Genomic DNA, 23,363 nt, shown 5'->3' with positions numbered 1-23,363 from the left:
CCTAATCAAACAGACGCTTATGTTTGTCGAAAAACTGGTGGAAAAATCGCACATTGTCCAGTTCGAACCATTCTGCCGTTTGCAAAATCGTTCCGTCAAGATTGTAAATTTTAGCATGAAGCGTCCCCAAAACAAAGGGCGAGTGCGTCGAAATAATAAATTGACTATCAAAATAACGCGCCAACTCATTGATTTGCTCTGCCAGCCTGATTTGGTTAGCAGGAGAAAGCGACGTTTCTGGTTCATCCAATAAATATAATTGGCCCGGAAGCAGGTACTCTTCGAAAAACTGCATGGAAGTTTCCCCATTAGAGTATTTTTCCTGAGAAAACTGAATGTTATCCAGTTTTTTCTTAAAAGCATAGGAATACTCTAACTCTTCTGTCTCGGCTTTGCTCATTCCTTGCTGAATCTGTTCATACAACAGTCCTTCGCGGAGCGCATTTGCTTGCTGAATTTTCTTAATTTCATACAAAATGTCCTCTGACTTGATGTATAGGCTCCCTTCCGGCAGTTGCCGGATGACACGCTCCTGTTCATCACGCCCAAGCTCATAATGGCTCATATCCAGAAAACGCTGCACATAGGCGTTATGTCCATAAGTTGTCATTCGTTCAGAACCCGAGATTCCCAACTTGTTGGCGATTACGTTCAGCAAGGTGGATTTGCCAGAACCGTTGCTGCCATAGAGCACCGTAACTCGATCAAAAAAAAGGGCTTCCCCTGACATATGCTTGAATACATGATCAGGATATATATTGGGATTGCTGGAAATTTCCGAAGACAGTTTGAAATTGCTTAAATAAATCATCTGCTCACTCCTTATCCCTCATTCTGTTAGAGGACGGATGACCGTACACATCCTGGGCCAACAAATGGATAGCTCAGAAAGAATTCGCACAAGACACCTAAAAGAATATAACTTCTTCGCAGGCGGACATTTCTCCTTTCTTATGCTTATTCCGACAACATTCTAAATATCTGCCACTTGTCTGATCGGGAAAGCTGCTTCCACCAGTAGAGCATCATATGTCCATGTCCAAGCAACGTCTAGCTATGGCTGGAAAGGGTGTTCATCGTTTAAATTCAGTTTAGTTCTACTAACGATACTGAGAAGAGGAAGGATGCGAAATATGAGCAGCAACCAAATGTTAGGATTTGCCCCCGCCCTGGGCTGGAATTCGTGGAATACCTTTACGTGGGATATTAACGAACAATTAATTCGGGATGTCGCTGATGTGTTCGTATCGGAAGGTTATCTGGCCGCCGGCTACGAGTACATCGTAATCGATGATTGCTGGAGCCTGAAAGAACGGGACGCAAGCGGCAATCTCGTAGCAGATCCCGAGAAATTCCCAAGCGGAATGAGAGCGCTCGCCGACTATATTCATGGCAAAGGACTGAAGTTCGGTATGTATTCATGCGTTGGCACGCATACTTGTGCCGGGTATCCAGGCAGCTTTGAGCATGAATTCCAGGATGCTGCCCTTTTTGCCGAATGGGGCGTTGATTATTTGAAGTATGATTACTGCTTCAAGCCGCGCCATATCTCAGGCGAGCTGCTGTACAAGCGGATGAGCCTCGCGCTCAAAAACTGCGGACGCGATATCCTGTTCTCCGCCTGCAACTGGGGAGCCGACGATGTATACGATTGGATTCGGGAATCGGGGGCTCATATGTACCGCTCTACCGGCGATATCCGCGACAATTGGGATTCAGTAAAAGAGCTTGCCCTGTCCCAACTCGGGAAGCAAAGCTACACCGGCTCTTTCTGCCATAACGACATGGATATGCTGATTGTGGGTATGTACGGTGGAAGCAACAATGATTATATTGGCAGTATCGGCGGATGCAACGACATTGAGTATAAAACTCACTTCTCGCTTTGGTCCATGATGGGTTCACCATTGATGATTGGATGTGACGTGCGTAAGGCTAACCAAGTCACGAAGGATATTCTGCTGAACCCCGACCTGATCGCCATCAATCAGGATATGGAGGCACGCGGAGCTTACCGTATTAAACCGGAGCCACAATGGTTTCACACAGACGATGTATTTATGCTCGTGAAAGTGCTGACAGACGGCGATCTGGCCATCGGTTTCTTCAATCTGAGTGATAGCCAGCGGGAATTGTCTTTGCAATTTTGGGATATGGGTCTGCCTTACGCTGCCGGTTATGCCTTGTCAATGTACGACTGCTGGGAGCATAAGGAACTGGGCGTGTTCCGCGAACGCTTCGCTCCCGTTGTTGCAGCACATGATTGCCTCATTGTCTGGGCCAAGCTGGTGAAGTAGATGGTCAGCAACCGCCTGTGCCAGTCCTGTCAGGTTCCTCTTGCGGCGGACGATGTGGCTATCTACCTGAAGCTGGTATCCCGCTCTGCCCAGCAATTTTCGTGCATCGACTGCCTTGGCAAGAAGCTGAATTGCGGGCGAGAGCCTATTGAGAGGCTGATTCGTTATTTTCGGGAATCCGGCAACTGCGCTCTGTTCCGCTGAAGCTCTGTTGGTTCCGCATGCAGCATCAAGTACGCTGATGGCGTAAGTGATGTTGCTTTCTTGAATACTTTGGAGAAATATAACGGATCATTGTAGCCTACCGAGTAAGCCACCGATTGAATGGGCAAGCCCGACGTCTTCAGCAGTTCACAGGCACGCCGGATTCGGCACGATGTAATATACTCCAACACAGACTTGCCGGTAGCTCCCTTAAACCGTCGAAACAAATAGCTGCGCTCCAGATTGACTGCCTTTACGATTTCCGTGACGGTCAAGGCTGGCTTCCAATAATTCTGCTCAATGTACTTTCTGGCCAGCCAGACATAATCCTTGGTGTCCACCTGCGGCTCCTTCGGATAATATTCCATGTAATAGGAGAGCAGCAGACGTAAACGAGCATCCGCCCGCAGCATTTCGCAGTGCGATACGCCCGCGTTCCACGCCAGATGAAAAAAGGGCTGCAGCGTCTCCGGCGCCTTCGTCAGCACGGGTTGTACCTCTGAAAGCTGTGTCAGTTCCAGCAAACGCCCGGCGTCAGCTCCGCTGAACTCCACCCAGACATACTCCCACGGATCGTACGCGTCCGGGTAATAGTAGATCTCTTTTTGCGGGAAAATGATGAAGCTTTCCCCCGCACCCAGCCGAAAAACGTCGCCGCCCGTCTCAAGCGTCCCTTGGCCGCGAATAATATAGTGCAGCGCATACACGTCACGTACTCCTGGCCCCCATTGGTGAAGGTTAGCTGGCTTGTGACCGCCGCTGATAAAATACAAATGACTTGCTCTGCTGCTCTCTTGCCAAATCGGATTCAACCTTGATTCCCCCATTTCTGAAGACGCCCTGTTCTGGCGTTCGGTGTACCTATTTACTATCGTTTGGTACTGGAAACATCGCTGCAAGTTGCTTATTATGGAAATAGAGGGCAATGCGCCCCACATAATTGTAAGCGCATCCACACGTCTTTGATCGGCATGATTGATATACGCTAAATCCAGAGAGGAGAATGTTGTGTTGCTTAGAATGGTAACGGTAGAACACGGACAAGTGCAAGGACTGCCCGCAGCGGACCCGCGTATTACCAGCTTTAAGGGAATCCCTTTTGCCGCACCTCCTGTAGGTGAGAATCGCTGGCGCGCTCCACAGCCGCAGACCAACTGGAATGGCACTCTGAAAGCTTTTGACTTTGCCCCCACCTCCATGCAAGCCAAAACGGTCATAGACGATAACAACATCTATACCCGCGAATGGGCCGTTGATCCGGATCTGCCTATGGACGAGGATTGTCTGTATCTGAACGTCTGGACACCCGCCAAACGAACAGATGAGAAACTGCCTGTCTTTGTCTGGTATTTTGGGGGAGGCCTTCAGGTCGGGAACACTGCCGAAATGGAATTTGATGGCGAGCGAATTGCCCGCAGAGGCATTGTCGTCGTCACAATTAACTATCGCCTGAATGCCTTCGGCTTCCTGTGTCACCCCGAGATCAGTGCCGAATCTCCACATGCACCGGCCAACTTCGGACATCTCGATCAGCAAGCAGGTACCCAGTGGGTCAAACGCAACATTGCCGCCTTTGGCGGTGATCCTGACCAGATCACGATTGGTGGGCAGTCGGCAGGCGGAGGCAGTGTGCTCAGCCAGATGACCTCTCCACAAAATAAAGGCTTGTTCCAGCGAGCCGTCATCATGAGCGGCATCGCTACCGAGCTGTACCCGAAGGTCCGCGTGCCTGCGGTCCGCACCACACTGCGGGATGCAGAGCAGGAAGGCGTTGAATTTTTCCGCTTCCTTGGCGTATCCTCTCTGGCTGAGGCCAGACAACTGGATGCCGAATATCTGCGTGACAAAGCCCTGGAATACAAAGGCTTTTGGGGAACCGTCATCGACGATCAATTCTGCGCAGGTGATCCATTTACCCGCTTTATTCAGCAGGAACGCGAGCCGATCCCCGTGATGCTGGGGCATACCTCTTCCGAATTTTGGACCCGTCCCGCTGCAGACAATCTGGATGAACTGAAGCAGATGGCTGTAGAGCTTTTCGGCGAGGATGCTCCTGTCTTTTTGCAGCTATGCGAGGCCGATACCGGTCAATTCGAGCATGCCCTGCAACAAGCTTCTGTCCGCATGATCCAGCATGCCATCTTGCTCGCCATCCGTGCGAATAGCGGTCATCCATCTGAAACGCCGCTCTACTATTACAACTTCGACGCCGAGATTCCCGGCTGGGACCAGCCTGGTACCTTCCACTCTGTCGATCTGTGGTTTTTCTTCGAAACACTCGCCAAATGCTGGCGCCCTTTCGTGGGTAAACATTATGATCTGGCCCGCCAGATGTGCAATTATTTGTCCAATTTTATTGCTACCGGTGACCCGAACGGCCCAGATACCACCGGAAATCTGATGCCTCATTGGATTCCTTGCACCACTGCTCAGCCGTATCTCATGGAATTCGGGGATCAGTCTCAATTACAGAAGGCAGATCCTGAACCGATGCTCGCGTTTCTAATGGATCAATATTTCAAGAAGCAGAATGTACATGCTGTTTAAGAAATGAGCCTGTCCTTTCATAATATATGTATGGGCCATGCTGACGCATGGCTCTTTTTACAGTGTGATGGTTGAGCCATTTTTTCATTCGCCTGTTTGCGCGTCTTCCCCACCATTGAGTATTGATGATGTGATTGCATAGTCTTTTCTTAGCATACCGTAAATTTCCAAGTCGACAATTCCTTTACCTGACCATAAGGTAGCTTGTCTAAGCGTTCCCTCATGGATGAAACCGTTTTTTAATAACACCTTTTTCGAATGTTCATTTGCAGGCATCACTTCTGCCTGAATCCTATTAACGTTAACCTTCATAAACAAAAATTCGAGCAACATCCCTACCGCTTGGGTCGCAATTCCCTTCCCCCATTGAGATTCTGCTAAAAAGTAACCAATCGTCACCATATTCACTTTCAGGTTGAAATCGACGGCTTCAATAATGCCAAGCAACCGATCGGGTTCATTACTGGCAAATATCCCCCACTTCACCCTTGATCTCTTATGATAATCTCTCTCGAAATGCCCAATCATCTTCTTCACAGTCTCTTTATTGTGTTTGGGTATGATACCGCAGTATTCAAACACATTGACATTATCATAGATTTCATAAACTTCGTTAACATGCTGATCTTCAATCTTTTTCAACACCAGTTCATCTGATTTTAGGATCGGAAGTTGATCATAAACTGCATCCAAATTCATTCTGTCACATCCCTATATCTTCTTGATCGGAATACATAAATCGATTTTGCATTTCCCTTGCTCATCCTTCGCCGGATCATTCATGCAGTACTCAAGGCTTGGTCTGTCATCGGCATCATACTCACTATTCGGCAACCATAAGCCAAATACATTTTCATAGGCGAGAACGAATTGATCAATGGTGTCGTAGAATGGATATACAGCGTACATTCCACCAGATAGCGTTCTAAATTCTACTTGCCCCTGATGTTGAAACTTCTCAAATCCAGGGGGCAATGTTACACAAGCATCGTATCGGCAAGCCCATTCTTCGACGAAATTTCCATCATCCAAAGACACCCCAATATAATAATGATCAGTCGGAGTAATTCCTTGCTCGCTTGCCCAGCGCCCCAACTTCTCCCATGCCACATGAGTATGCAAATAACTCCCCACATGTCTGACATACGCCACTTCATAATCTGGAAGTTCCTTGATGGTTATCATTTTCCCCCAAGCCCTCCTTAAAAGATGATTTCTTCCATTTCCATTGTAATCATCCAACGGAGATAACTCTTCTTGCTTCTTGCTAAAATGTAAGGGATAATTGCTATGTTTTCTGATGTTATTTCGAACTTCACTTGGGGTCTTACCATAGTGCTTCTTAAAGAGAGCATTGAAGGCGGATACCGATTCAAAGCCGCAATAATTAGATATCTCTAATATGGTTCTATTGTTTTCACCCAAAAGATATACAGACTTCTGTAAACGCTCTCGATTTACAAATGCTATTGGAGACACACCTTCCAACGATGTGAATATTCTTGTGAAATGATATTTTGAAAAACCTGAAACGTCAGCCAACATATCGAGGTTGAGCTTTTGATGACTATTTTGCCTAATATATTGGATCACTCTATCCATTCTATCTTTATATTCACTATTCATGTGTTGAACCCCTCAATTAGTCTATGTATTATGAACTACCAAAATTATACACTCAGTATATCCGAACAGGATACCTTACAGGTACTTCGATTGTATAAAATTTCTATAGAGTACTACTGCTTTATTCGTATACGTATCCATGCCCAAAACAAAAAAGCTCAAGTCGCCATACCACTTGAGCTTAAAACATAGGTGATATTATTTAGGTTTAGTGGGCTTAATAATTTAGACCTTTAACGATCCGCGAAATCCTCTTGCACCATAGTAAGATTCTGCTCCATTGTGGTAGACAAACACCGTATCATAGCGACGATCGCAAAAAATGGCCCCGCCCCGTTTTCTAATATTAGCGGGTGTTGTCACCCAACTCGACGATTTCAAATCATAGTTTCCCAGCTTCTGCAGCTCCCGGTACTGCTCTTCTGTTAAAAGCTCAATGCCCATGTCCTCTGCCATTCCAACCGCACTATTCTGTGGTTTATGCTCTTTCCTTGACTCCAGCGCTTCACGGTCATAACAGATACTTCTCCGTCCCTTGGGACTTTCCGCTGAACAATCCACAAAAGTATATTCGTCTGCCTTGCTGTCATAATGCACAACATCCGGTTCGCCGCCAGTCCTCTCCATTTCATGGAGTGACCACAGTTTTTCAGGTTGAGCCTCAAATTTGGCTTCCAGGCTGGCCCATTCCATACCTGGATGACGGTTCATGTTTTTTTCAAAACGGGCTTTCAAGGTGGTGAGCAGTCCCTCGTGTTGTTCTGGCGATAACTCCCTCTCATCCATTGGGCTTGTTGTCATCTATATTTCTCCCTTCAATAGGTTGTTGCATGCATGGTGGAATGTTACAAAGTCAGATGTCACAGAAGCGCTATCCGCTTCATCCTGTCAGAGTATCCCTTCGAGTCCAGCTTCATGAACACTCGTTCCTTGTCCAACGGTGGTTGGTTCATTTTCATTACGTCTTAACGTGAGTCTTCTCTGTTTGGATGACGGGCAGCACGATTTGCAGTGAAAAGGTACCTCCTTCCTGGGATATCCTCAGCGTGCCGCTATGCTGCTCTATGATTTTCTGACAACTCATCAGTCCGATCTCGTTGCTGTCTTTCTTTTTATCTACAGGTTTAATCTTATTCACTACTTCAATCAAGACCGTTTGTTGCTGCAAAGCTACCTTGATAAGAACAGGATATGAGGTATCCGCGTATTTCTTAATATTGGAAAATATATTGTCAAATACACGCCGTATAGCCACCAGATTGATCTCCAGCAAAAATTTAGGATGATCAGCATCCGGCTGAACCTGGACATCGACATGATCCAAGACCACCAACTGCTCATCAATGAGTTGATCTATAAGCGCTCTGCCCTCATACATTTCAAATTCCACTTCCTCTTCTTCCGCAGCAGAGGATACCGTGAAATACTCAAACAGTTTGTCCGACAGCGCTTTGATCTGATATGCTTTCTCTCGGCTGTTATGGATATACTGCAACAGATCATCCTGTGTCTTAAACTTGTTAAGCTCTATGATGTCCATATATCCCAGCAGAATCGTAAGCGGAGTACGCAAGTCATGAGATATCGCTGTGATCAACTCGCGGTTGGCCATTCTCACTCTCTCCTCGCTGCTGAGTCGCTCCACAAATGATTTTCTCATCTCATCAATACTTAAGGCAAGCGAAGACAGTTCATCCTTCCCCGACACCGTGATGCTGTAATCCAGATTTCCACCTTCCAGTATTTTGATCTCACGTTCCAGCAAACCAATATACGAGGTCTTTTTGTTAATCATCAGCAGGAAGGAAATAATGAATATAATGAGCGCGAAGAACACACCAAGAATCAGAATGAGGTTGTAGTATTGATATTCATAGAAACCAACCAGATAGATTTGGGCATCCTGATCAGCGAAATGAATGGTGGTAACCGGTATTTTCGATGGCACGAATTGAGTTAACAGCTCTTCATTAATGGCAGGATCAATCTCCGTGTTGGAGGAAAATATCAATTGGTCTTTTGCAAAAATATACAGATTTAAGTAGCGCTCATGACTTATCCAAGCAGACAATTGCTCATGATCACGGGTTGACACGTTCTGGTTACTCACGAATGTTTCGAATCGATTCAGTGCATCTCGCTGCCGATTCTCTACAAAAGTGGATTTGCTTAAATAACTATCCAATACAGTCTCGCCAACAACTTGTAACACAATGAACACACAGATGGAGAACATCAAAGAAATAACTATGGCAAGAACCAGTTTGAGCTTCAGTTTTTTACCGATGAGCAATCTATTCAATTTTGTACCCCTTCCCCCAAACGGTCTTCACATATTTAGGGTTCTGCGGATCATCTTCCAGCTTACTTCTCAAATTACGAATATGAACCATCACCGTGTTATTACACGTATAAAAGTAGGGTTGTTTCCATACACTCTCATAGATATTTTCCGCGGAAAATACCTTTCGTCGTTTCTTAGCCAGCAACAGTAGAATCTGATATTCAATATCCGTCAACGAGATTTCCTTCTCGCCAATAAATACGTTTTTTGCATCCTGATGGACCTTAAGATCCTTAATGATAATTTGGTCCGCTTCTTCTGTCTTCTCCTTGCCCCGATAAACATAATACCTCCGCAGTAAAGCCTTCACCCTCGAAACGAGTTCTGTATAGGAGAAGGGTTTGGACAAAAAGTCATCACTGCCTGAGGAAAAGGCCAATTGTTTGTCCGAATCCTGCGTTTTCGCCGTAAGAAACAGGATCGGTGCACTTGTTTTTTCACGAATCTCCAGACACGCCTTCAGTCCCGATTTATTGGGCATCATCATATCCAAAATAATGAGATCCGTCTCTTCGTTCACTTTATCAATCGCATCTTGACCATCTATCGCTTCAATCACTTCATAATTCTCGCTCTCCAACAAAATCCTTACAATTTCACGAATTTCACTGTTATCATCAGCAATTAGGATTTTCTTGCTCATCTGATCCCTCCGTCTAATTTCAGTATAATATGCGCTATTAGCGACTACCAGCAAATCCAATCGACTTCAGAATTCTTCAGAAGTTATGTAGGTATCTCTTAATAATTTCGATTTATACTTTAAATATGTAGAGGTCATTACACAAAGGGGTCGTCAGCTATGCCACAACCTTCAAAAAAAGTAATGATTAACATATTGTTGGGTCTGTTAATCATAATGTCCATTGGTCTACTGGTCTATTATTCTCCTGCCATTATTAAAACCATGTCGTCCATGGACAACTTCAGAGCGTATATTCATTCAACAGGTCATTGGGGCCCGGTTATGTTTATTTTATTCCAGATTCTTCAGATCGTGGTTGCACCTATTCCAGGAGAAGTTGTACAAGTCGCAGGCGGATATATTTACGGTACAGCCATTGGTTCATTGTATACCACTGTAGGTTTGATATTAGGCTCAGCGATCGCCTTTTATTTCACGCGTTTTATCGGTCGCGCTTATATTTCACGGCTGCTGCAAAAGAAAAATAATAAGTGGATGTCCTTCATTCATGATGAGAAGAAGTTTTCTGCTTTTTTATTTATCTTTTTCGTGATTCCCGGCTTGCCCAAAGACATGCTTGTATTTGTCGCCGCTCTTACATCGATTCGTTCGGTTAGATTCTTCACGATCCTTATCGTCGGTCGTCTGCCGTGGATCATCGCATCTGCCGCTGTAGGGTCCACAATTCATATGCAACAATACACGCTTGCCATTATTATTTCTGTTATCGCAGTGATCGGGTTCGTAATCGGCTATATGTATAGGGAGAAATTGGTGGGATTGTTCTCCCGGTCTGACAGAACCAAAGCTAGACCCAAGGCTATCCCCTCCTATAGTAAAGAATAGTGAACCTGGTAGAATAAAAAGAGATTCAACATGAACAAAGCCAATCTATTGATATGAAAACCGGAGGTATATCTCATGCAAACCCTTGAAACCAATCGATTAATCCTGCGAAATTTCAACGCAACGGACGCAGCAGGACTGTTGGAATACACAGCAAATCCAAGAGTGAACTGCTTTATGGATCATCGGATTTCAACGTTGGAAGACGCGGCGGCTGAGGTTGCAAAAAGAAGCAGTGACGATTCCTACATCGCGGTCTGCCTGAAAGACAGTAACGAACTGATCGGTGAGCTGTTTGGCATGAGGGAAGATCGGGATTCGGATAAGGATTCGAATTCCGATACGTATAGTATTGGTTGGAATTTTAATGGAAGATTTGAAGGGAAAGGGTACGCGAGTGAAAGCGCCAGTGCTTTCATCGAGCATCTCTTTATGGAACAGGGAATAAGAAGACTGTACGCCTATGTCGAGGATGACAACTTCCGTTCCCAGAAGCTGTGTGAGAAGCTGGGCATGCGCCGGGAAGGTCTTTGTTTGGAGTTCATTTCATTTGTCAAAAATGAGGACGGCACACCGAAATACGAGAATACGTATCAATATGCTTTGTTAAAAAAGGAATGGCTGGCACAGCGTGAACAGCAGAAATAATGAATCAAGCCTCATCATTAGTTCAAAAAAATTATAGCAATGAGAACATATCCATACGTACGTTCCAACACCAAACAAATACGGCGGCTTCTCCCTGGACGGATTCCAGAGGAAAAGTCGCCGTTTTATTATCGTACAGAACACTCTTGAATAGGCAATGCGTTTATACGGTCACAACACATTCAACCTGAATTCTAGACGGTGCTGCCCCAGTATTGCTTGGCAATTTTCTGACCTTGAACGATTTTGGCCCATTGCTCAGCTTCGCTTAGTTCGTTACCGCCATCGCAGGATGCAAAGCCGCATTGGTGCGAAAGCAGCAGACGATCCTTATCGATAATTTTGGAGGCTTCGTCAAGCAAACGGATTACGCGCTCTTCATCATCAAGTGTATTGGTCTTCGATGACAACAGCCCTAATACGATTTCCGTTTCCGGTCTGTCTTTGAAAACCTCCAAGGCTTCGATAGAACCCGCACGATCATCGTCCCATTCCAGGAAGAAACGATCATATTTCAATTGCTTCAGGAACAGGTTAGCGATTTTCGCGTAAGATCCGCCGCCCATGTTGCGGGAATCATAGTTGCCGCGGCAGTTGTGTGTCCACATTTTCAAGCCCAGGCTATGACCAAAGTCAATCACTGTATTATTAATATCAATGAATTCGGTGGCGAGACCCTGTACTTCCTCTTGCTTAATATGCTCCCCTGTAAACGGAGAGTTCGGGTTGTCGTCTGCAAATAGCTCCCACAAGCAATCATCAAATTGCAGGATTTTACCGCCTACCGCAGCGAATTCCTCCACAAATTCCTTATATGCCTTCACAAGACCCGCTTTGAGCTCCTGATTGTTCTGATACACAGCGTCCGTACCGCCGATATTATCCGACCAGGAGAGTTCTCCAAAAATATGGGATGGCGACGGAACGCAAAGTTTCGTTTGCTGGTCACCCGCCGTGTCTTGCAGCTGTTTGAACAGTTGAATGAAATGATGATTTTTACCGCTCAATTCGCCAGTTATGCGCAGGCCAATATCTTTACGTGTTTCATATTTTGAAGAGCCATCCACATCACGGAAAAAATAGCCATGGTCTGCGATATAACGCTCAACTCCACCAAAGCCCCACACAAAATCCAGATGCCACATCGATTTGGAGAACTCGCCATCTGTAATGATCGACAGGTCATGCTCGATTTCCTTTTTCACCACTTGTTTGATGGCCTCAGTCTCGCATTTCTCATAACCTTCAAAACTTTCATAGAATGGATACTGGATATCATCTCGATGTTCAATTTGCGTTTTATATGTCAGCAGCTCTTCAGGACGCAACAAACTTCCTACGATCTGGAACTTATCAGTCATGTCAAAACCCCCCTCGTTGTATACCATTATCATATCATGCAGAACGAGATTGGCTGAGATACTTAATTACCATAACTAGTTATAGTTAAAAGCTATAGCAGAAAAAAATCGAATAAAAAAGTAGACTTTCCCACATGCACAGGTTGAAGTCTACTGATCATCTATTCTCTTATTAAGCTAATGTTCATTAGGACACCCTTGATACAGGGTGCCTGTCATTGAAATTAATTAATTTTCACAACGTTCTACGCCGCAACTCATAAAAATACTGCACAGCTGGATGCTTTAACTTGATCTGCTCAGACATATTTAGAATTCGCTTTTTGCCAACTCGTCTGTCCATCAAAGCCAGAATATTCAACAAGATATCGTTGCTCTCCAGATTATCCTCTATCGAAGTAGATAAAAACGTAGTCGCTGCAACGGTAAAATTGGATTTACTTAATACGGCCTGCGCAGAAAAGAGCTCTTTTGCATACCCTGTGCTTTTTCTGCTTCTTGCTATGACTTGAAGTCGATCCTCTGGAACCGTCCCTTTGGTTTCTTTTCTGATGGCTTCAATCTCTTCATGGCTCACAGGAATCATGATCTCCGGATCGCTCTTGATCTCCTGCTCCGTCTGATACCATCGGATTGGGGTTGTTGTATCACTCATGTTGAGTACATTCTTTTTATCTACAGTAATATAACAATTGCCTGATTTATCAGGTAAATAGCGGTAGCTGGTTGCCCGGTATTCGACGGTTCCAACTAACGTGGGACTAAGAAAACTCTCCAGTTGCTGCTTCAATTTACTCCAGGACATATGACCTCCTGTATTCTATTCATTTTCCTCTGCCCCATCATGATCCTTGCTACCAAATTCATCGAGCAATTCCCGTACTCTAATCGTTGTTTTGGCGTTCATCAAGCTATTTCTCAGCTCACTTGCCCCGCGGAATCCACGGACGTAGATTTTGAAAAAGCGGGCCAGCGGGCTGAACGAACGCGGTTCAAGCCCTGAATATTGATCATGCAGGTCCAGGTGCAGCCGCAGCAAATGAAGGAACTCCTCTGTGGTATGTTCCCTTGGCTCTTTTTCAAAAGCAAACGGATTTTGGAAAATGCCTCGTCCAATCATAACGCCATCCACACCATATTGCTCCACGAGTCTCAGGCCTGTTTCACGGTCAGGAATGTCTCCATTAATGGTTAACAGCGTATTCGGTGCAATCTCATCCCGAAGTTTCTTGATCTCCGGGATCAGCTCCCAGTGCGCATCGACCTTGCTCATTTCCTCTCTTGTACGCAGATGAATGGACAGATTCACAATGTTTTGCTGCAAAATATGAGTCAACCAGTCGCGCCATTCGTCCACCTCGGTGAACCCGAGGCGAGTTTTGACACTGACGGGCAAGCCACCGGCTTTGGCCGCCTGAATGATCTCCGCTGCAAGCGCAGGACGGCAGATCAGACCGCTTCCTTTTCCATTCTCAGCGACATTCGCAACAGGACAGCCCATATTAATATCGATGCCTTTAAAGCCTTCCTTCGCCATTCCGATGCTCATCTCGCGGAAGAACTCCGGCTTGTCTCCCCAAATATGTGCCACAATCGGCTGTTCATCTTCTGTAAACGTCAACCGCCCGCGCACACTTTTGTTCCCCTCCGGGTGACAGTAACTCTCTGTATTCGCAAACTCCGTAAAAAACACATCCGGTCTGCCCGCTTCGCTTACGACATGACGAAACACAACATCCGTCACATCTTCCATGGGTGCCAGTATAAAAAATGGCCGTGGTAAATCAAGCCAAAAATTTTCTTTCATATTAGAAACTCCTCTATATATAGCAGGACAATCTTTGTCCTCATTAATAATAAAAAATCGTAAGCCATACATCTGCAATCGTATCATTTACATTAGCAGATTCGTTGCAATTTACATTTTGATGCCCTTGCTTCTTCTTTACATATACCTTTTCTCCATTGATCACTCCACCAATTTTACCACGTCTTTAGTTGATTTTCAGCACGGGTTTATTCGTGATTATTTGAAGCATAACTTTACCTTCTCGTTTTGGCCCCCCAGTATAGAAATCAGACCGCCTCCATCGTTTTAAAGGATCGCTTCGTTTGCTCTTGCCGAACCGGACAAGCTCCTCTACAATAAAAGTTCGGCAGGCTTTTGTACCTGCAAATCGTGACATGGAGGAGGCCTGAAACAAACATGGAAATTTCACTCGATATTATCAAAGACAAAGTCGAATGCCTGCAGGCTTATGACTTCCGGGAACTGGAACGAGCGATCGAAGAACGAATCGGAATGAACAAAGCGCTGATGCTGCGGGTGAAACAGGTTCAGCATCAAGTGACGTTCGACCCTCTTCGCAACAAGATGTTATATAGTGCAGTTGTGCATTTTTCTGCAGATTGATGAAAGAGGTTTTTTACTTTGTTAGAGCAACATGCGGTTGTACTCATCCACATATGGCATACACAAGAAATGGACGCAAAATCGTTTGCGTCCACTTTTCATACCAAATTCAGTTATCTCATACTCATAGATTTCAAATGAACCTATTGAAACAGATCCGGTAAAATATCATAAATATACTGGTTCACCCAAGACCAAGCATGCGTGCCGCCGTCAGCTACGATAAAGTAGAAATTTCCTTTTGTCAGATCCGATGAATAGACGAAGGTATTTGTGAGTTGCTTCATGGCATCAATCTGAGGTTTCAAGTTAGGGTAAGCGGTATCCGCACTGCCTGTAGCACTGAATACGTAGAAATCCTTCGGTCCGTATCCGGCATCTTTTGCAGCCTTGGCCAGGTATTCAGCCGTTTCCACCGGTTTACTGCCTCCACCTGTTTGGCCCACGACCCAGCTGTCACCACTTAATGGCATAAAGTACTTGAAGTAATCAAGCCCATGAACAAAAGTATACCAGGTCGTTACGGAACCCATGGAGAACCCGCCGAAGGCCCGGTGTGCTCTGGCTGCTTTTAAGTTGTCCCGACTTGCCGATTCGGTGTAGGTGTTAAATTCGGTTTCCACTAAGGGAAGCACAATATTAATCAGTTCCTCGTGGAATGTAGCCGTGTCATTGGTCCCGCCATAGAAGGAAGGGGTTACCACAATAAGAGGCTCGATATCCCCTTTTGCAATCATGTTATCTATGATAATCTTCAACTCTTTATTCTGGCCAGGACCGCCGAAGATCGTATCCACATTCTCTCCGCCGCCGTGCATCAGATACAAAACATTATATTTCTTCGTTGTATCCGAGGATTCATATCCGTAAGGAAGATAAACATTCACTCTCTTGTCGTCTGTTCCGTTCACTAAATTAGGTGCTTTGTACGTTACACTCTGGATCGTCCCCGGTTTTTCACTCTGCACGCGATATTCATTGGGAACCGCTTCGAAATATTTCTCGTTTGCCGCTTCATCTGTCATTTCCAATTTTCCGATTGCATTTTGCAAAGCAGTATACTGTTGATCCATTTGTTCTTGAGTGATCTTATGATTGTCCAGAACGTGCTCGGAGACAACTTTCATCATGGCCTCTTGTACGACATTTGCATTTTTATACAGATTAAAATCCATCTCGATCGTATGCTTGACCAAATTCAAAAGATTATAAGGATTCACACCGCTGATATCCCCCTTGCTCTTGCCGGTAAGCAAAACCTCTCCAAACTTCCCTGTATCATTCCAGGCGGTGCCTGTTGAGTCGAAAACATTAATGGTCCCGATTCGCTCCGATCCCTTCGCATCATTCACCTGCAGCTCGATGCCCATCACTTTTCCGTTTTCCGGTTTTGATTGAAGTGCGATCCTTGTTTCAACGACATATCCGCCCTGCACCTTTTTCGCAGATGAATAGATCTGCTCGGGTTTGCCGTTATCAATAGACTGGAAGTTCTCATAATTTACCGGATAATGCAAATCGTCCACACCATACTCTTGTGTCTTGTTATTGTTCTCATCAAGGAATACTTCCACGGAATCCTGCATATACGGTGTTACAGATTGTGCCGATAAGTCTTTGTCCTTAACTTCTGCAAGAATATAGAGTGCATGATCATCCCATAAAGCCTTAAATTCTACCGAAGTGTCGAGGTTGTCTGACACATGTTTAGGTTTAACCGCTTTAGCTTTGCTCCACACTTTATCCATATTACCGTCAATAACTGGCGATCCGAATTGGGCCACCATTCTTCCGTTAGCATCGAGCCCGTTTTGGTCATAAGAGACCTTTCCCGGTTCTGGGGATGGTATTTTGGATGTGTTATTCACAACAATCTTGGTCTGGTGCATAGGCGCTGCTGAAACAGGAGACCGGAAACCGAAAGCACTTGTACATACCAAAGGTATAACAGCAATGGTAACCAAAATAGGCTTTAACCACATTCTTGTTCTAGTCATCTGAATATCTCCTCCCCAGTCATCTATCTCATCAAACGTTGTACCGATCGGCCAATGGATGAAAAATTCTTAACGGGTTCTGTCTGTGGCAATAATGTCTCAACAGAGACTACACCAGTGCCCAACCTGCTATTCATAGCGAGGCCAAATGGATATAGCCAGGCCGGCGTAAGTCGACTTAATAGAAGAACTACCCCCGTTAGATCATATACGGGGGAGTCTTTTTTAATCAGCTTATTCAATTAAACTTTAAATTTACATTTACATGTTCCAGATTCGGTACAGAATCATCGCTGCTTCAGCGCGGGTCAATGTGTCGGCTGGTGCGATTTTGCCATTTTTGCCGTTGACAATTCCGCTTCCTACGAGAGAAGCTACACTATCCATCGCGTAAGCGGAAATGCTTGCAGCATCGGAATAAGAATCTAGATTTCCGTTTCCGGCAGATTGCTTACCCACTGCTTTCAGGGCTTTCGCCGTAAGAACCATCATATCTTGACGGGAAATGCTGTTGCCAGGTTTGAATGTGTTGTCTTCGAATCCAGAGGCAATTCCGAGTTCTTTGGCAATAGCCACGGCCTCTGCATAGTGAGCGGTTGGCTGTACATCGCTGAAGGCTGCCGTGTTCGTGCCCGGACCCTTCAATTCAAGTGCTCGGACAAGCAAGGTGATAAAGTCGGCTCTCGTGATAGAAGCTGAAGGAGCGAAGCTGTCATCAGAGATTCCTTTAATAATATCGCGTGCAGCCATCGCTTCAACTGCTTGTTTTGCCCACAGGACATGCTGTACATCGGCAAAAGACTTGGTTACGTAGGCTACAGCATAGGTGCTGAAATGAGTTGTTTTGAACACCATCGAGCCAGATTTAGCATCATAGTGTCCGCTTGGTACGGCTGCTGCCTGTCCTTGATTATCAATGTAAAGAATCACGATCTGATGTGCATTCCCAAGCTCCTGTGCAGCAGGCGTGTACGGAACAGATACCGTTACTGGCGCTGCGGGATTGTTCCAGGCAAGGAGACGGTCACCAGCTTTTACGCTTAGATCAATCACCGGACGGCTGCCCACAACAGCGCGAACATCTGCGCTCAGAAGATCTGCCGAGACTTTGTTAATCTCGATAGAGACTTGACCGGCTTGTTCCGTAATGTTAGAAAGCATGTTGGACGGAATTTGAAGTGTTCCATGGTCCGTCTTAAGCACAAACTCAACATTATTGCTGCTTTGCAGGCTGGAAGTCGGCAGCTGCACCACATAGGATTGGGCATTGGCCTGCTTCGGCACTTCGATGGTAACCTGCTTCTTGCCATTCGCACCTAGAGAAGCTTTTTCAATCGCTTTATTCAGGCTGTCGCTTGAAATGGTTGCTGTGGCTGTTCCATTTTCGACTTTAATTACCGGCACAATCGCCGAATCGCTGCCTGGAAGCTGTGGTTGAGGTTGCGGAGTAGTCCCGGAATTTGATCCGCCACTGCTACCACCATTGTTCCCCCCGCTGTTGTTGCCTCCACCGTTGTTGCCTCCGCCATTGTTGCCTCCGCCATTGTTTCCGCCAGAAGAGGGTTTGCCAGTGAGCATCAATTCACCGAATACGGACGTATCCTGGTAACCTTGACCGGATGCATCGTTCCATGCATTCACGCTGATTCTGTTGCCATCTTTGGCATCATTGATCTGCGCATCAAAGCCAATTTTGGCATTGTTCGTTGGCTTAACCTTTTTGAATGGAATTTTCATCTCGACCGTGTAGTTGGTACCGGAAACAGAGACTTTGGATTCGAAACCTGCAGCGATTTCCGCAGGATTAAAGGAAGCTAGGTTCTCGAAGTTCACTCTGTATTGTCCATCATCATCCTGGAAGCTGGACGTTTTTCCGTTATTTTCATCGACGAATATTTCGACGGAATCCTGCTCCCATACATTTGGATTGGACTTGTTCAGCTGATCGTCTCTGACTTGAACGAGCACATAGAGATTGTCGTCATCCCACAGTACTTTTGCCGTTCCTGTCGCACCGGACCACGCCATTTGCTTCGTATCCAGTTTCAATTCAGGAGCTTTGCTCCATACACTGTCTACGGAGCCATCAATAGCTGGTGTCCCATAGTGCGCGCTTGATTTCTTATATTCAAGCTCTTCAGGTGGATTTTCCGCCAGGTACTTCTCCGGATCAACAACCCCGTAGAACGCCTCTTTGGCTTGAAAATTTTTGTCAAACAAGGTTGGATTCTGCTCGGCTCTCCAGCTGGTGCTGTCATTTAATCCCCAGAAGGTGACACGCGGAATATGCTCGCTGTTCTTCTTATACAGATCCATCAATTGGGCATACAGATAGGCCTGCTGTTTTGCTTCTTTTTCAGTGATTGTAGAATTGGTGCCTGCCATAATGTCCAACTCGGTGACACTGACTTCTACTCCCAAGGAAATGAAACGCTCGAGCGACATCTTGACATTATCCAATCTCGTGCCCAAATTGTAGTGGGCTTGCATGCCGATGCCGTCAATCAGTTTCTCGCCAGGGTGATCTTCGGCGTACTTCTCATTGATCTCTTTGACCATGCTGTAGATCGCTGTAGATTTATTCTGGTTGTCATCGTTGTAGTCATTGTAATAAAGCTTGATATCCCAGCCATTCTCGTCAATGACTTCTTTTGCCGCAAGGAATGCCTCCTCAAGAAAGTCAGGGCCGATGGCCTGTAACCAGCCTGAATTACGCAATGCATTTTTCCAGTCTTGCGGATTAGCCGGGTTATCGTTCATGGCTTCGTTAACAACGTCCCAGGAAATAACTTGGTCACCAAAGTGTTCAACGACCGTTTTAACATGTGTTCTTAGGTTCGTCAGAGCTTCTTCACGGCTCAAAGGTTCGCCGTTTGCTGCCGTATGAAGCCATGTAGGAGACTGAGCATGCCATACGAGCACGTGACCGTGCAAATCAAGGCCTGCATCCTGTACTTTTTGGACAAGGGCATCTTCTGCAGTGAAATCAAATTGTCTGTTCGCGTCATATGCATAGTCCGGCTTCATGTCATTCTCAAACGTAACGACATTGTGATGCTTCGTCAGAAGCTTGAGCCGAGTCTCGTCAAAGGTAGCCGGATTCACAATGTTCCCGATCAGAAAATCATTCTTGTAAATATCCTTGAGGTTAGGAAGGTTTTCTTGAATCGGAGGTGCGGCAGTTACAGGTCCCACATATTTTAGAGCAAAGTCATCCAAGAAGAAGGTACGGTTGCCGCCGTCATTGTTTGCTGTTTCAATATAAGCATTAAGTACGCTTGGAGTAGTGGTGAGCGTATACTTACCCGTTAAGTGTACCCATTCTTGATCTGTAACGGTTGCATTTGGAGATACGTTCGCAAAGCCGCTGTCCGCATATTGAACACTTATACGAAGTGTTGTGGGTTCTTGTCCAGGTGCCATTTTCACCCAAGCAGACAGCTCATATTCGTGATTCTTTGCCATTTTGCCATCAGCATTAACCAAGGCTGCATCATATTGTGCCGTAGTAGTCACAAGCAAGCTTTGCTTGCCGCCAGATGTATGATTATCGTTTTGGGAAAGAGCTACCGTTTCACGGCCGTTCCGTGCTTTGAATCCATCCAGGTCATTCTCAAAATCGGCAGCGATGCCTGTTTTATCTACAATCTCTGGTGCGGTTTGATCAGGGGTTACATCGGTGATGATGACTTCATCAATGTAGATATCGGAGGTTAACGTATTGTTTGATGGTTCAACGTAGATGATGACCTCATTCGTTTTAGAAGGAACTTCATAGCCTTTGGTTTCAAATAGTGTCCATTCGGAAGCGGTTACAAGTTTGTTCCCTATAAGCCATGGATACTTCTGGTCTCCCGACAATATTTCAGAATCTATCTTGGAAGCCAGATGGAACTGGCCTTCACCTGAACTGATTTTAACCTTGAGGGAAATATCATACTTACGGTCGGATTTCATCTTGCCTGTAAGTACGAGGGCAGGGACGGCCTTCTCATCGGCCCGGTTGAAGAACTTCAGAGATCTCGTGCCTTCGGAGGCTACGTCGTTAACGACCGTTGTGTCCCCATTCGATCCCCAACCCAGTTTGCTCCATCCACCGGTATTCCCGTCTTCAAAGCTTTGGTTAAGGACTACCGTGGGTTCGACAGGTGTTACTGTCTGGGTGATCGTGATATTCCCGATATAGAAAGAGACACCCTTACCTGCTTCATCAGACTTGATTCGCAGAGCCGTATTCTCCACACTGTTAACGGAGAGATCGGCGGATAGTGTAATGCCTTGTCCTGCTTTAAAGTCAGCAGAGCTAATTCCAGTGTATGCCTCAGATCCATCAACGCCCTTATTGCTTACAATTTCCAGAACGGCTTTCCCGTCTGCAGATGGGTTAGCATCAGTATCGACATATACGGAAGCGGTTACAGAATACTCTTTGCCAACTGACAAACCAAGGTCATCAAAAGCGAGGTCCACGCCATCCCAGTTATTAGATCGATTGCTAACATGTAGAGCCGCTCCATCATCATTGCCTTCAAACGGCTTACCTGTTACAGCGTCCAGCTGGGCACCGCCTGATTGAGTTGCCTTGCCTTGACCATTCTGGAATGTTTCCTGATACACAATTTGTGAATTAGTTGCCACTAGATCTGCAGCGTTAACTGTCGGAGCTATCAAGCCGCCCGGAAGAAGCAGAGCCGCTGCGAGTAACCCGGAAACGACCTGCTTAAATGATTTCCTCATTCGAAGCATTCCCCCCACACCAAATTTTTAAAAACACATATAAAGCGCTTACATAATTGTTGTGACCAGCCTCCTTTCACCCCAGATAATACCACTTCATGGAAGAGAAATCTTACTCCAAATTAAAGGGGAATCCTAGTTTTTTTCATATATATGCAAAGTCTGATACAGGTACGGACATGCTCTTCGTTCCGCTGATCAGGCCGAGGCAGATAGAATCGTGAATCTATATAAGTTGAAACGTTGTTCATTACTAGAAACGAAATTGTTTTTGTTATGTTCAAATATCATGATAAATCTCTATCAAATACATAAAAACCACATTTAATTAACACCACTTGGCCTATTGAAAAGGTGTCAGGTATACGGCGTTTCCGTGAATTCGATGCTTGTTAAACCAGTTGAAGTAAAGGATAATACCCATTAATATACAAATAGTTACTTTTGAGGACTAAGGGGGAAAGACCTTGCAGGAATTTATATTTAAGAAGGATTATAGAAACAATGAAGCACTTCGAACAAGTTTTTTCGAACTTGCTGCTAACACTTTTGATATAAAATTTGAAAATTGGTATCAACAAGGGTGTTGGGGAGAACGATACATACCTTTTTCATTTGTAGATGGAGACCAGGTTATTGCCAACGCTTCTGTTAACATCCTTGAGCTCATCATTCACGGGGAGAAGAAAAAAGCGATTCAAATCGGCACGGTGATGACACATCCCGATTATCGAGGAAGAGGATTATCTGCGAGTTTAATGAACATGGTTTTAGAGGAATACGAGAACAAGGTCGATTACATGTACCTTTTTGCCAATGAATCTGTGCTTGATTTTTACCCCAAGTTTGGGTTTAAGCCTGTGGAAGAACATCTATTTTCAATGGATTTTACGGCAAAAAAATCATCGGAGCCTGCCAACTTTCAGAAACTCGATGTTACTAACGCGGAGGATTTGCGCCTTATCCATAAATTTGCATCCGAAAGACTACCTGTTTCGCAGCATTTTGCAACTGATCATGTCCAGGGCATATTCATGTTTTACTGCCTGAATGTTTTTAGTGATGATATTTATTACTTGGAAAATGAAAACGTCATCGTTATTTATCAGAAAGAAGACAATCATATTGAGCTCTTCGACGTTGTTAGCTTAAACGAAATGAATATGAAAGATATCTTGGATAAGATTGCAGATGAAGATACGGAGAAAGTAACCTTTCATTTCACGCCAGATGCAACAGAACATATCGTTCTAAAAAGTACAATCACCAATGAAGGTTTATTTGTAAGAACCCATGGTGAACATCTCTACCCTGTGCACGTTAAACATCCGATTACTTCGATCGCTTAATGATTTATTCCCAATAATGCCTACCACCAGCCATACTTAAAAAGATCAAGAAGGAGCAGGATTCCCCTGCTCCTTCGCTATGTGAAACTTCTTTCTCTCATCAAACGTAAATTCACAAGGTATAATGAAGTCAGATGACCGTTCAGCATGATCTTATGACCATCATAATGAAGGAGGGGACATTCGTGGCGTTTATCCCGTTAAACTGTCCCAATTGCAACGGAAGAATTGAATACAAAGAGGGTGAGATTTTAAAGTGTCCCTATTGTGAAACAGAGCTTTTATTGAAGCAAAATCACGTCTACTATG

At 45.1% G+C, this 23,363-nt stretch carries 18 protein-coding genes; 6 read left to right on the top strand and 12 right to left on the bottom strand.

Features of this window, described 5'->3' with window-relative positions; genetic code table 11:
* Window position 1: 1 nt before the first annotated feature.
* Entirely contained in the window at window positions 2-811 is an 810-nt protein-coding gene (locus tag MKY42_RS04290) for an AAA family ATPase (protein ID WP_339848864.1), read from the bottom strand.
* A gap of 322 nt (window positions 812-1,133) precedes the next feature.
* Between MKY42_RS04290 and MKY42_RS04285 the strand changes: the two genes are divergently transcribed.
* Window positions 1,134-2,297 carry a glycoside hydrolase family 27 protein gene (locus MKY42_RS04285; RefSeq protein ID WP_339848861.1) on the top strand — a complete coding sequence of 388 codons (1,164 nt, stop codon included), beginning with the start codon at window positions 1,134-1,136 and terminating at the stop codon, window positions 2,295-2,297.
* 164 nt (window positions 2,298-2,461) lie between these two features.
* Here the strand turns inward: MKY42_RS04285 and MKY42_RS04280 are convergent, their stop codons facing one another.
* Window positions 2,462-3,313 carry an AraC family transcriptional regulator gene (locus MKY42_RS04280; protein ID WP_179261600.1) on the bottom strand — a complete coding sequence of 284 codons (852 nt, stop codon included), beginning with the start codon at window positions 3,311-3,313 and terminating at the stop codon, window positions 2,462-2,464.
* Window positions 3,314-3,521: 208 nt separating this feature from the next.
* Here MKY42_RS04280 and MKY42_RS04275 point away from each other — a divergent pair, with 208 nt between their 5' ends.
* Entirely contained in the window at window positions 3,522-5,048 is a 1,527-nt protein-coding gene (locus MKY42_RS04275; RefSeq protein ID WP_256222523.1) for a carboxylesterase family protein, read from the top strand.
* A gap of 84 nt (window positions 5,049-5,132) precedes the next feature.
* Here MKY42_RS04275 and MKY42_RS04270 read toward each other — a convergent pair whose 3' ends face one another.
* The 5 genes from MKY42_RS04270 to MKY42_RS04250 form a co-directional block, all read right to left on the bottom strand.
* Entirely contained in the window at window positions 5,133-5,747 is a 615-nt protein-coding gene (locus tag MKY42_RS04270; protein ID WP_090904837.1) for a GNAT family protein, read from the bottom strand.
* A gap of 12 nt (window positions 5,748-5,759) precedes the next feature.
* On the bottom strand, window positions 5,760-6,674 hold the full coding sequence (locus MKY42_RS04265; RefSeq protein WP_090904838.1) for an AraC family transcriptional regulator: 915 nt from the start codon (window positions 6,672-6,674) through the stop codon (window positions 5,760-5,762).
* 225 nt (window positions 6,675-6,899) lie between these two features.
* The gene (locus tag MKY42_RS04260; protein ID WP_339852705.1) at window positions 6,900-7,460 is read right to left on the bottom strand and encodes a DUF4256 domain-containing protein; all 561 of its coding nucleotides are present in this window, start codon (window positions 7,458-7,460) and stop codon (window positions 6,900-6,902) included.
* A gap of 172 nt (window positions 7,461-7,632) precedes the next feature.
* Window positions 7,633-8,976, bottom strand: coding sequence for a HAMP domain-containing sensor histidine kinase (locus MKY42_RS04255; protein ID WP_339848856.1), 1,344 nt, complete (start codon window positions 8,974-8,976; stop codon window positions 7,633-7,635).
* The gene (locus MKY42_RS04250) at window positions 8,969-9,661 is read right to left on the bottom strand and encodes a response regulator transcription factor (protein ID WP_090904840.1); all 693 of its coding nucleotides are present in this window, start codon (window positions 9,659-9,661) and stop codon (window positions 8,969-8,971) included. The genes MKY42_RS04255 and MKY42_RS04250 overlap by 8 nt, the downstream gene beginning before the upstream one ends.
* 159 nt (window positions 9,662-9,820) lie before the next feature.
* Here MKY42_RS04250 and MKY42_RS04245 point away from each other — a divergent pair, with 159 nt between their 5' ends.
* Entirely contained in the window at window positions 9,821-10,549 is a 729-nt protein-coding gene (locus tag MKY42_RS04245) for a TVP38/TMEM64 family protein (protein ID WP_339848852.1), read from the top strand.
* A gap of 75 nt (window positions 10,550-10,624) precedes the next feature.
* A complete protein-coding gene (locus tag MKY42_RS04240; RefSeq protein WP_339848849.1) occupies window positions 10,625-11,197 on the top strand; it encodes a GNAT family protein in 573 nt (190 codons plus the stop codon).
* Window positions 11,198-11,391: 194 nt separating this feature from the next.
* Here MKY42_RS04240 and MKY42_RS04235 read toward each other — a convergent pair whose 3' ends face one another.
* From MKY42_RS04235 to MKY42_RS04225, 3 genes are all read right to left on the bottom strand, one after another.
* The gene (locus MKY42_RS04235; RefSeq protein WP_339848846.1) at window positions 11,392-12,558 is read right to left on the bottom strand and encodes a cobalamin-independent methionine synthase II family protein; all 1,167 of its coding nucleotides are present in this window, start codon (window positions 12,556-12,558) and stop codon (window positions 11,392-11,394) included.
* Window positions 12,559-12,793: 235 nt separating this feature from the next.
* Window positions 12,794-13,363, bottom strand: a complete 570-nt coding sequence (locus MKY42_RS04230; protein ID WP_339848844.1) for a hypothetical protein — start codon at window positions 13,361-13,363, stop codon at window positions 12,794-12,796.
* A 15-nt stretch (window positions 13,364-13,378) separates the two neighbouring features.
* Entirely contained in the window at window positions 13,379-14,365 is a 987-nt protein-coding gene (locus MKY42_RS04225) for a tRNA-dihydrouridine synthase (RefSeq protein ID WP_339848841.1), read from the bottom strand.
* 399 nt (window positions 14,366-14,764) lie between these two features.
* On the opposite strand from MKY42_RS04225, the gene MKY42_RS04220 reads away from it, so the two are divergent.
* Window positions 14,765-14,971: a DUF2536 family protein gene (locus tag MKY42_RS04220; protein WP_339848838.1), complete on the top strand. Its 207-nt coding sequence runs from the start codon at window positions 14,765-14,767 to the stop codon at window positions 14,969-14,971.
* Between the two features lie 143 nt (window positions 14,972-15,114).
* On the opposite strand, the gene MKY42_RS04215 is transcribed toward MKY42_RS04220, so the two are convergent.
* Entirely contained in the window at window positions 15,115-16,968 is a 1,854-nt protein-coding gene (locus MKY42_RS04215; protein WP_339848835.1) for a sugar-binding protein, read from the bottom strand.
* A 261-nt stretch (window positions 16,969-17,229) separates the two neighbouring features.
* A complete protein-coding gene (locus MKY42_RS04210) occupies window positions 17,230-21,705 on the bottom strand; it encodes an endo-1,4-beta-xylanase (protein WP_339848832.1) in 4,476 nt (1,491 codons plus the stop codon).
* Window positions 21,706-22,172: 467 nt separating this feature from the next.
* Between MKY42_RS04210 and MKY42_RS04205 the strand changes: the two genes are divergently transcribed.
* The gene (locus MKY42_RS04205) at window positions 22,173-23,054 is read left to right on the top strand and encodes a GNAT family N-acetyltransferase (protein ID WP_090904848.1); all 882 of its coding nucleotides are present in this window, start codon (window positions 22,173-22,175) and stop codon (window positions 23,052-23,054) included.
* The last annotated feature ends 309 nt before the right edge of the window (window positions 23,055-23,363 follow it).

The organism is Paenibacillus sp. FSL W7-1088 (genome assembly GCF_037969855.1).
Classification (GTDB): domain Bacteria; phylum Bacillota; class Bacilli; order Paenibacillales; family Paenibacillaceae; genus Paenibacillus.
Note: the sequence above shows the minus strand (reverse complement) of the source record. Positions and strands in the feature narration are given on the sequence as shown.

What these genes read in the sequence shown, in the direction of transcription:
- MKY42_RS04285 (WP_339848861.1), top strand. Translation starts at nt 1,134, where the DNA reads ATGAGCAGCAACCAAATGTTAGGATTTGCCCCCGCCCTGGGCTGGAAT.
- MKY42_RS04215 (WP_339848835.1), bottom strand. Translation starts at nt 16,968, where the DNA reads ATGACTAGAACAAGAATGTGGTTAAAGCCTATTTTGGTTACCATTGCT.
- MKY42_RS04265 (WP_090904838.1), bottom strand. Translation starts at nt 6,674, where the DNA reads ATGAATAGTGAATATAAAGATAGAATGGATAGAGTGATCCAATATATT.
- MKY42_RS04290 (WP_339848864.1), bottom strand. Translation starts at nt 811, where the DNA reads ATGATTTATTTAAGCAATTTCAAACTGTCTTCGGAAATTTCCAGCAAT.
- MKY42_RS04270 (WP_090904837.1), bottom strand. Translation starts at nt 5,747, where the DNA reads ATGAATTTGGATGCAGTTTATGATCAACTTCCGATCCTAAAATCAGAT.
- MKY42_RS04210 (WP_339848832.1), bottom strand. Translation starts at nt 21,705, where the DNA reads ATGAGGAAATCATTTAAGCAGGTCGTTTCCGGGTTACTCGCAGCGGCT.
- MKY42_RS04225 (WP_339848841.1), bottom strand. Translation starts at nt 14,365, where the DNA reads ATGAAAGAAAATTTTTGGCTTGATTTACCACGGCCATTTTTTATACTG.
- MKY42_RS04245 (WP_339848852.1), top strand. Translation starts at nt 9,821, where the DNA reads ATGCCACAACCTTCAAAAAAAGTAATGATTAACATATTGTTGGGTCTG.
- MKY42_RS04235 (WP_339848846.1), bottom strand. Translation starts at nt 12,558, where the DNA reads ATGACTGATAAGTTCCAGATCGTAGGAAGTTTGTTGCGTCCTGAAGAG.
- MKY42_RS04250 (WP_090904840.1), bottom strand. Translation starts at nt 9,661, where the DNA reads ATGAGCAAGAAAATCCTAATTGCTGATGATAACAGTGAAATTCGTGAA.
- MKY42_RS04240 (WP_339848849.1), top strand. Translation starts at nt 10,625, where the DNA reads ATGCAAACCCTTGAAACCAATCGATTAATCCTGCGAAATTTCAACGCA.
- MKY42_RS04260 (WP_339852705.1), bottom strand. Translation starts at nt 7,460, where the DNA reads ATGGATGAGAGGGAGTTATCGCCAGAACAACACGAGGGACTGCTCACC.
- MKY42_RS04230 (WP_339848844.1), bottom strand. Translation starts at nt 13,363, where the DNA reads ATGTCCTGGAGTAAATTGAAGCAGCAACTGGAGAGTTTTCTTAGTCCC.
- MKY42_RS04275 (WP_256222523.1), top strand. Translation starts at nt 3,522, where the DNA reads ATGGTAACGGTAGAACACGGACAAGTGCAAGGACTGCCCGCAGCGGAC.
- MKY42_RS04220 (WP_339848838.1), top strand. Translation starts at nt 14,765, where the DNA reads ATGGAAATTTCACTCGATATTATCAAAGACAAAGTCGAATGCCTGCAG.